Source organism: Corallococcus sp. CA054B (genome assembly GCF_003611625.1).
Lineage (GTDB): Bacteria > Myxococcota > Myxococcia > Myxococcales > Myxococcaceae > Corallococcus > Corallococcus coralloides.
In genome coordinates, this window is the sequence record NZ_RAVY01000300.1 from 1 (window position 1) to 7,910 (window position 7,910).

Genomic DNA, 7,910 nt, shown 5'->3' on the forward strand with positions numbered 1-7,910 from the left:
GGCCGTGCCCGGCGGGAAGTCTTGAGGGGAGGGGAGCGCCTAGTGGGCGGTCCACTCGATGCTCTTGAGGTCGATGCCTTCCTTGGCCATCTCGTACAGGGGGCTCATGTCTCGCAACTTGCGGACTTTGTCCACCACGAGGCGGATGACGAAGTCGACCTCCTCCTCCGTGTTGAAGCGGCCCAGGCCGAAGCGGATGGAGCTGTGCGCCATGTCCTCTTCGACCCCCAGCGCGCGCAGCACGTAGGAGGGCTCCAGCGACGCGGACGTGCACGCGGAGCCGGAGGACACCGCGACGTCCTTGATGGACATCATCAGGGCCTCGCCCTCCACGTAGGAGAAGGAGATGTTCAGGCTGCCCGGCATGCGGTGCTCCAGGCTGCCGTTCACCGTCACCATGTCCAGCTGCTCCATGATGCCGGTGCGCAGCCGCTCGCGCAGGCGGAACAGGCGCGCGGACTCCTCCGGCAGGTCCAGCTTCGCGACCTCCGCCGCCGCGCCGAAGCCGACGATGGACGCCACGTTCAGCGTGCCGCTGCGCATGCCGCGCTCGTGACCGCCGCCGTCCACCATGGGCGCGATGCGCACGCGCGGCTTGCGGCGCACGTAGAGGGCGCCCACGCCCTTGGGGCCGTACATCTTGTGCGCGCTGATGGAGGCCAGGTCGACGTTCATCTTCTCCACGTCGAAGGGCACCTTGCCCACGCCCTGCACCGCGTCGCAGTGGAAGAGGATGCCCTTCTCACGGCACAGCTTGCCAATCTCCGCCACCGGCTGGACCACGCCGATCTCGTTGTTGGCGAACATGATGGAGACGAGCACCGTCTTGGGCGTCATCGCCGCGGCCAGCTTCTCCAGGCTCACGCGGCCGTCCTTCTCCACGTCCAGGTAGGTGACGCGCGCGCCACCCGTGGGCATCTCCGCCCACTTCTTGTACGTGTCGTCCGCGTCCAGGTTGAACTTCGCCGCCAGCTCGGGGACCTCTTCGGGCGTGACGTCGCGCTCGGCCAGCTGGCCCAGGCGCAGGAGCTTGAGCTCGTCCAGGCGCTCCTGGCGCACGCGCTCCAGGCGCTTGCAGGTGTCCAGGACGGCCTTGTGCTCCGTCTTCAGGGTGATGATGTGGTCGCCCTTGGACTTGTAGAACTCGATGACGCCCTTGATGGCCAGGTTGTCGGACTCGGTGGCGCCGGAGGTGAAGACGATCTCCTTCTCCGACGCGCCGATGAGCTCCGCCACCTGCCGGCGCGCCTTCTCCACCGCGGCCTCGGCCTTCCAGCCGAACGCGTGATTGCGGCTGGCCGCGTTGCCGAAGTCCTCGCGGAGGTAGGGCAACATCGCCTCCAGCACCCGCGGGTCGAGCGGGGTGGTCGCGTGGTTGTCCATGTAGATGGGCAGGCTCAGCATGAAGTCCTCAGGAAGAAGTGACGCAGGAGGGTGGAACACCCCTCCGCTCCCCGGCGACGCGGTGGGTCCGCGCGCAGCGGCAGGGTCTACATGGGCCCACACGAATGTGGACCGGACTGGTCAATTATAAAATCGACCCCCCTCGGGTCAAGGGAACATGGGGTCCGAGGCCCCTGACAGCGACGCACCCGGTCGAGGAGTGCGCCGGCATGGTTCAACGCTCCTCCAGAGTGGAGCACTCCGGCTGCGCCAGGTTGGAGCGGGGTGAGCCGAAACAGTGCTTCGCACGCCCATAAGTGCCCGTTTCGAGGTCCCGCCGGGCATGGCCGGGCGCCTGCACTGGAGACAGCGCGGAGGGTGCCAAACATGAGCGCCAACGCGAAGTCGCAGGCCCGGAGCAACGCCCAGGACACGCAGCAGGAGGGGATGGGGCGGCCGTCGCTGATCCGCCTGGAGGGAGGGCTGGAGCGCTCGCGCTACGCGGACGGCTGGCGGGCAGGCAAGCCCGCGGAGGACCCGGACAAGGTGAAGAAGTGGGGCCTGATTACGGCGCGGCCCAGCGAGTTCCTCATCCACATGCGCCGGGGGCGCGTGCGCGAGGTGAGCGGCCAGGGGGCGAGCTGCTTCAAGCTGCCGGGGGACTCGGTGGCCATCGTGCCCACCAGCATCCAGCGCTTCCAGTTCACCGCGGATCAGGTGACGAGCGAGAAGGTGGGCGTGGCGGTGACGGGCCTGGCGGTGTACCGCATCGCGGATCCGCTGGTGGCCTTCCGGATGCTCAACTTCAGCTACCCGGAGCGCGCGCAGGAGAAGCTGGCGGAGCTGCTCGGGGAGATGTTCGTGGGCGCGGCGCGCCGGCTGGTGGCGAACCTCACCGTGGAGGAGTGCCTCACCCGGCGCAAGGAGGGCATCGCGGAGGAGCTGATGCGCGAGATTGCCCCGGTGCTCTCCGGACGGGGCCGGCTGGAGGACCGCACCGACGTGGGCTGGGGCGTGCTGCTGGACACGATTGAGATCCAGGACGTGCGCGTCCTGTCCTCCTCCGTCTTCGAACACATGCAGGCCCGCTTCCGCCGGGAACAGGAGCGGCAGGCGCGCGAGGCGGAGCTGGCCAAGGAGCGCTTCGTGCGGCGCGAGGAGACGGAGGCCGAGCGCGTGCTCAACCTCCAGAAGCTCGCCGCGCGCGAGGAGGTCCGCCAGCGCACCCAGGCCACGGAGGAGCAGGCGCAAATGGAGCAGCTCGCGCAGGAGGCGCGGCTGGCCCAGGCGAAGATGGAGCAGGCGCGCCAGCAGCAGCAGGAGCGGACCTCCGTGGAGCGCGAAGTGGCGCTCGCGAAACTGACCGCGCAGGAGGAGGTCCGCACGCGCACGGAGGCGCTGAAAGAGCAGGCCCGGCTGGAGGCGCTGGCCACGGACGCGCGCCTGGAGGAGGCACGGCTCACGAGCGAGCGGCAGCTCGCGTACAACCGCGCGCAGGGCGAGCTGGAGGAACTGCGCTGGGAGCAGGAGGCGGAGGCCGCCAAGGCGCAGGTGGAGCTGGAACGGATGCGCCGCCAGCAGGAGGCAGAGGCCGCGCGTCACGACATCCAGCTCGCCGAGGCCCGGCAGGAGGCCGAGCAGCTGTCCGCCCGGCTCCAGGTGCTGCTGGCGAAGCAGTCCATCGCGGAGGCGGAGGCCGGCATCGCGGAGCTGGAGCTGAGGCGCACCCGGGCGCAGCAGGGGCTGGAGATGGAGCGCGCGAAGACGCTGCGTGACATCGAGAACTCGGTGAGCCCGGAGGTCATCCAGTTGACGTTGGCGCGGCAGCTGCCTCAGGTGGCGGCGGCCTTCCAGCAGCAGATGGGCGAGGTGCACGTGACGGCGGTGGATGGAGCGAACCCCTTTGGCTACATCGCCGCCGCCGTGGAGGGTGTGATGGGGCTGGCGCGCTCCGCGGGCCTGAAGGTGCCTGCCTCCCCGGCGCAGCAGCCTGCGGGGTAGCAGCGTCCCCGGCCTCCGCATATAGAAGGGAGCCTCGAAGGTCCGGACGCGCGGAGGCGTAAGGCACGCATGGACACGAAGAAGCTGACGCTGGCGGCGGTGGTGGCGGGTGTGGCGGTGGCGGTGGTGCCGTGGCTGTTGCCCACGGGCCCGAGCGCCGGGCTGGACGCGGCCCGGTTCCTGGAGTCCGGGAACCTCGCGTGGGGCGCGCTGGTGGTGTTCGCCGGTGGCCTGCTCACGGCGATGACCCCGTGCGTGTACCCGCTCATCCCCATCACCGTGTCGGTGTTCGGCGCGAGGAAGGCGGAGGCGCGGGGCCGCTCGCTGGCGCTGACGACGTCGTACATCGTGGGCATGGGCGTGGTGTTCAGCGCGCTGGGCATCCTGGCGGCGAAGACGGGCCAGGCCTTCGGCTCCATGCTGGGCAGCCCCGTGGTGGTGGTGGGGCTGGCGGTGTTCCTGCTGCTGCTGGCCTCGTCGATGTTCGGCGCGTTCGAGCTGGCGCTGCCGTCGTCCATGCAGACGAAGCTGAGCAACGTGGGCGGCACGGGCATCGCGGGCGCGTTCGTGATGGGCAGCGTGTCCGGGTTCCTGGCGGCGCCGTGCACGGGGCCGGTGCTCACGGGCCTCCTGGCCTTCGTGGCGAAGTCCGCCAACACGACGCTGGGCGCGACGCTGCTGTTCATCTACGCGCTGGGCATCGGCGTGCCGTTCTTCCTCATCGGCGTCTTCACGGTGCGGCTGCCTCGCGGTGGCGTGTGGATGGAGTGGGTGAAGAGCGTGCTGGGCATCATGCTGGTGGCGCTCGCGTTCTCGTACCTGAAGGACGCCTTCCCCTGGGCGCGCGACACCGTGAAGGCGATGGGCGCCGAGGTGGGCCAGGTGCCCGGCGCGGTGCTGGCCGCGGTGCTGGTGGTGGTGGGCGTGCTGGTGGGCGCGGTGCACCGCTCGTTCAAGGAGGGCGCGCGCGACTTCGGCTTCAAGGCGCTGGGTGTGTCGCTGGTGGTGGGCGCGCTGGTGGTGCGCGGCGGCGCGCTGGACGCGCGGCCCGCGGGTGAGCTGTGGGTGCGCATGGGGCTTCAGGAGCGCCCGGTGGCGCCGTCCTGGCAGTGGCACCACGTGATGCCGGCGAAGAGGGCGACGTTCGACGCGAGCCAGTTCGAGCAGGTGCTCGCGGCGGCGAAGAAGGAGGGCCGCCCGGTGCTCATCGACTTCTTCGCGGACTGGTGCGCGGCCTGCAAGGAGCTGGACCGGCTGACGTATCCGTCCACGGAGGTCATCTCCCAGGCGCAGGACAGCCGCTTCCTCACCATCAAGATCGACGCGACCAACAGCGAGGACCATCTGGACGCGCTGATGGAGCAGCTGGGCGTGGAGGGTCTGCCCACGGTGGCCTTCGTGAACCCGGACGGTACCGTGCTGACGAAGCCGCGAGTGACGGGCTTCCTGGAGCCCGTGCCCTTCGCGGCGGAGATGCAGAAGGTCGTCCTCCAGTAGGTCGTCGCTAGAGGTAGTTCTCCCAGCCCAGCCGGCCGCGGCTCGCGAGCACGCGCTCAATCATCAGCTCGTGCAGCGTGAGCAGCGGCTTCGCGAGCTCCTCGCCCTCCAGCCGCGCGAGCGCGCCGGCCATGGCCTCCAGCGTGGACATCCCGTCCGGGTGCGGCGGCTTGCGCAGGCGGCGCGTGTCCGGCGCGGGCGGTGGCAGCCTCATGCCCGGCAGCCGGCGCAGGGCGGGGACGCGCTGCACCATGCGCCGGGCCTGCGCCCAGCTCCCGTCGATGACCACGAGCCGCTTCGGAGGTGGCCCCTCCGCCTCCGGTGCATCCGGGAAGAGCAGCCACGTGTCCGGCGTGTCCAGCACCGACGCGTCGAAGGGCGCTCCGGGCGCGCCATAGGACACGATGTGGCAGCGGGGCAGGGCCAGCGCCGCGATGCGTGCCGTGTTGGTGCTCTTCTGCGACTCCTTGTTGTGCCGGATGATCAGCAGCTCCGTGCGCGTGGGGATGACGGGCACGTCCGCGCACAGGCACAGGGCCGTGGGCAGGTAGCACCGCTCACAACGGCCCGACAGGTCCTCCGGGGTGCTCGACCTCATTTCGCCGCGGTGCGGTAGCGCTCCATCAGGGCTCGCGCTTCACGCAGCTTCTCCTCGACGAAGCGGTCGTCCGCGTCCGGCTCGTACTCGGCGTCCGGCGGATCCAACTGGAAGAGGGCGGACAGGCTCGCGGGGGAGACCTCCAGCCACTCGGACGTGCGGGTGAGCGCGGCCTGCCGGCGCCCGGCGAAGGTCTCCGGCCCGTCCTCCGGGCCGCAGCGGCAGATGCGCGCGGAGTCCCCGGACACGTCCACGTAGAGCCCCAGCACCTCCGCGTCCACCTCAGCCGCCAGCGCGCAGGTGGCCTCGCTGACGTAGGCCGCCATCGCCTGCGCCGCGCTGCGCTCCGTCAGCGAACGCACCAGGTAGACCTGCCACCCGGCCTCCGTGAGCGCCCCGGCCTCACTCAGCGGGGCCAGCTCCGCCGGCGGCGCCTGGATGCGCGACAGGAGCCGGCGCACCGGGACCTCCAGCCGCTCGAGCCGGGCGTTCGACGCGGGGCAGAAGAAGACCACGCGGTACTCTCGGCTGTCGGCGGCGGTTTCCATGGGCATACGGCGGTGACCCAAGAGGACCAAAGGACTCCCCAGGCACGCAAGGGGGGAGTTACGTCCGAGGACGCTTCCCCGGGCCCCCAGGGGGCCTCCTCCCGGGCCGGAACGCGACCCGGCGGGCCACATCCCCCCGCCTGACGCACCAGGAGGTCCCACCGCGCGGATCCGCGCGTTCACGAAAACGCCCCAGCCGCCGGAAGGCCGCCAGGGCATGCGGGACGCCCTTTTTCGCCCCCCATTTTCACGCCGGGTCTGGTGCGCGCCACCCCGGAGGCAAGTCACACCCATGGAGAGACATTGGAACGGGGAGTCCCTGGATGTCTGTCTATTCCATGCAAGGAATTGGCGTCTGCTTGAAGTGTTGCAGCCGTACTGGCCGCCGTGATGCGTGAAGAAGCGCGACAGCGCTTGTCGCATCCGTGAGAAGAAAAGAATCCGACCCTCGGCGTTCTCTGGAGGGAAGGGAGGCGGTCGCATGGTGCCAGGGAGGGAGGAGCCGCCAGTCCGGGAGGGCTCTGGAGGGGAGTTCGCCGCGTTCGCGATCCGCCATCAGCCGGTGCTGGTCGCCATCGCGCGCAATGTCTGCGGCAAGGGTGCCAGTGATTGCGACGACCTGGTGCAGGACGTGCTCTTGCGCGCGCTCCTGCAGTGGGAGCGGCTCAAGCGCTGGCCGGAGCCCGCACGCCGCGCGTGGCTGGTGCGCGTGCTGCACAACCGGTTCCTGGACCAGTGCCGCCGCCAGGGCGCGGAGACGGACCGCCGGGTGGACCTGCACAACGTCCACATGCTCTTCGAGGACCCGGAGGACGCGCCGGAGCCCGAGCAGTGGGAGTGCGTCACGGAGGACGAGCTGCGCCAGGCCGTGGCGCGGCTCAATGAGAAGCTGCGCCAGGCGTTCGAACTGCACGCGCGGGGCCTGCGCCATGCGGAGATCGCCCGGCGGATGAACACCCCCAGCGCGGGAACGGTGGGCACGTGGCTCTTCCACGCCCGCCGCCGCCTCAAGGCCATGCTCCACGAGACCGCGGAACGCCGCCGCCAGGAGAGGGAACGATGAGCACCGCCGCGTGTGAGGATCTCCAGCCCTTCCTGGACGGGAGCCTGTCCGCCGAGGACCAGCGCCGCGTCCGGGGCCACCTGGCCACCTGCGACGTCTGCGCCCGCCGCTTCCACGACCTCCTGCAACTGGAGATGCTCGCGAGGCTCGCGCTGGAGGACCCGGCGGAGAGCGAGCGCTGGGTGTCCGCCCGCCGAGCCCGCGACACGGTGCCCGGGTCCGACTGGGACGACGTGCCGGAGAGCTGGCCCGGGGACGCGCTCGCCGCGCAGGTGCCTCCGCCTCCGGAGCGCGAAGGCCGGGCCTGGCACCAGGGCGCCCGCCGCTTCCGCCGCCGCTGCCCGGGGTGCTCCAACTGCTGCCCCTGGTTCGCGAAGCCGGAGGCGGTGGAGGCGGTCAGCGCGCCGCGCCTTCCGTGCCCGCGCACCAGCCGCTCCGGTGCGACGCTGCTGCGCCCCCGCACGCGCCGCTGACGACGCGGTCCCCTGCTGCCTGCTCCTCCCTGGGGGGCAGGCGGGGAGCCAGCGGCGAACGCTGTCAGCGGAATCCACCAAGGATTGCTCCCGCTCGCGTCAAAAGACGGGAGGCGGCCGCGCGACTCCGGGCCCTGACGAGTGATGGATCTCTGGTGCAAGAAGCTCTACCGGTTCCTGGATGGGGAGCTGGAATCGGGGGACGAGGAGCACTTCCGGCTCCATCTGGCCCTCTGCCGTGCGTGCGCCAGCGGGCTGCATGACGCCATGCAACTGGAGATGCTCAGCGTCCAGGCCCTGTGTGGCGCGGTGGCCCACAACGACGCGCCACCACCGCCCACCCCCTC

8 protein-coding genes are annotated in these 7,910 nt (G+C 70.7%); 5 read left to right on the plus strand and 3 right to left on the minus strand.

Going from position 1 to position 7,910, the window contains the following annotated elements; genetic code table 11:
- Window positions 1-39: 39 nt before the first annotated feature.
- The gene (locus tag D7V80_RS39035) at window positions 40-1,401 is read right to left on the minus strand and encodes an IscS subfamily cysteine desulfurase (protein WP_233586064.1); all 1,362 of its coding nucleotides are present in this window, start codon (window positions 1,399-1,401) and stop codon (window positions 40-42) included.
- A 369-nt stretch (window positions 1,402-1,770) separates the two neighbouring features.
- On the opposite strand from D7V80_RS39035, the gene D7V80_RS39040 reads away from it, so the two are divergent.
- A complete protein-coding gene (locus D7V80_RS39040; RefSeq protein WP_120592876.1) occupies window positions 1,771-3,384 on the plus strand; it encodes an SPFH domain-containing protein in 1,614 nt (537 codons plus the stop codon).
- A gap of 69 nt (window positions 3,385-3,453) precedes the next feature.
- A complete protein-coding gene (locus D7V80_RS39045; protein ID WP_120592877.1) occupies window positions 3,454-4,881 on the plus strand; it encodes a protein-disulfide reductase DsbD in 1,428 nt (475 codons plus the stop codon).
- 7 nt (window positions 4,882-4,888) lie between these two features.
- Here the strand turns inward: D7V80_RS39045 and D7V80_RS39050 are convergent, their stop codons facing one another.
- A complete protein-coding gene (locus D7V80_RS39050; RefSeq protein ID WP_120564061.1) occupies window positions 4,889-5,479 on the minus strand; it encodes a tRNA-uridine aminocarboxypropyltransferase in 591 nt (196 codons plus the stop codon).
- A complete protein-coding gene (locus D7V80_RS39055; RefSeq protein WP_120592880.1) occupies window positions 5,476-6,027 on the minus strand; it encodes a hypothetical protein in 552 nt (183 codons plus the stop codon). The genes D7V80_RS39050 and D7V80_RS39055 overlap by 4 nt, the downstream gene beginning before the upstream one ends.
- Before the next feature lie 481 nt (window positions 6,028-6,508).
- Here D7V80_RS39055 and D7V80_RS39060 point away from each other — a divergent pair, with 481 nt between their 5' ends.
- From D7V80_RS39060 to D7V80_RS39070, 3 genes are all read left to right on the plus strand, one after another.
- Window positions 6,509-7,090, plus strand: a complete 582-nt coding sequence (locus tag D7V80_RS39060) for an RNA polymerase sigma factor (RefSeq protein ID WP_120592878.1) — start codon at window positions 6,509-6,511, stop codon at window positions 7,088-7,090.
- On the plus strand, window positions 7,087-7,563 hold the full coding sequence (locus tag D7V80_RS39065; protein WP_120592879.1) for an anti-sigma factor: 477 nt from the start codon (window positions 7,087-7,089) through the stop codon (window positions 7,561-7,563). The genes D7V80_RS39060 and D7V80_RS39065 overlap by 4 nt, the downstream gene beginning before the upstream one ends.
- 144 nt (window positions 7,564-7,707) lie before the next feature.
- A partial coding sequence (locus tag D7V80_RS39070; RefSeq protein WP_233586063.1) for a zf-HC2 domain-containing protein occupies window positions 7,708-7,910 on the plus strand: 203 nt, incomplete at its 3' end.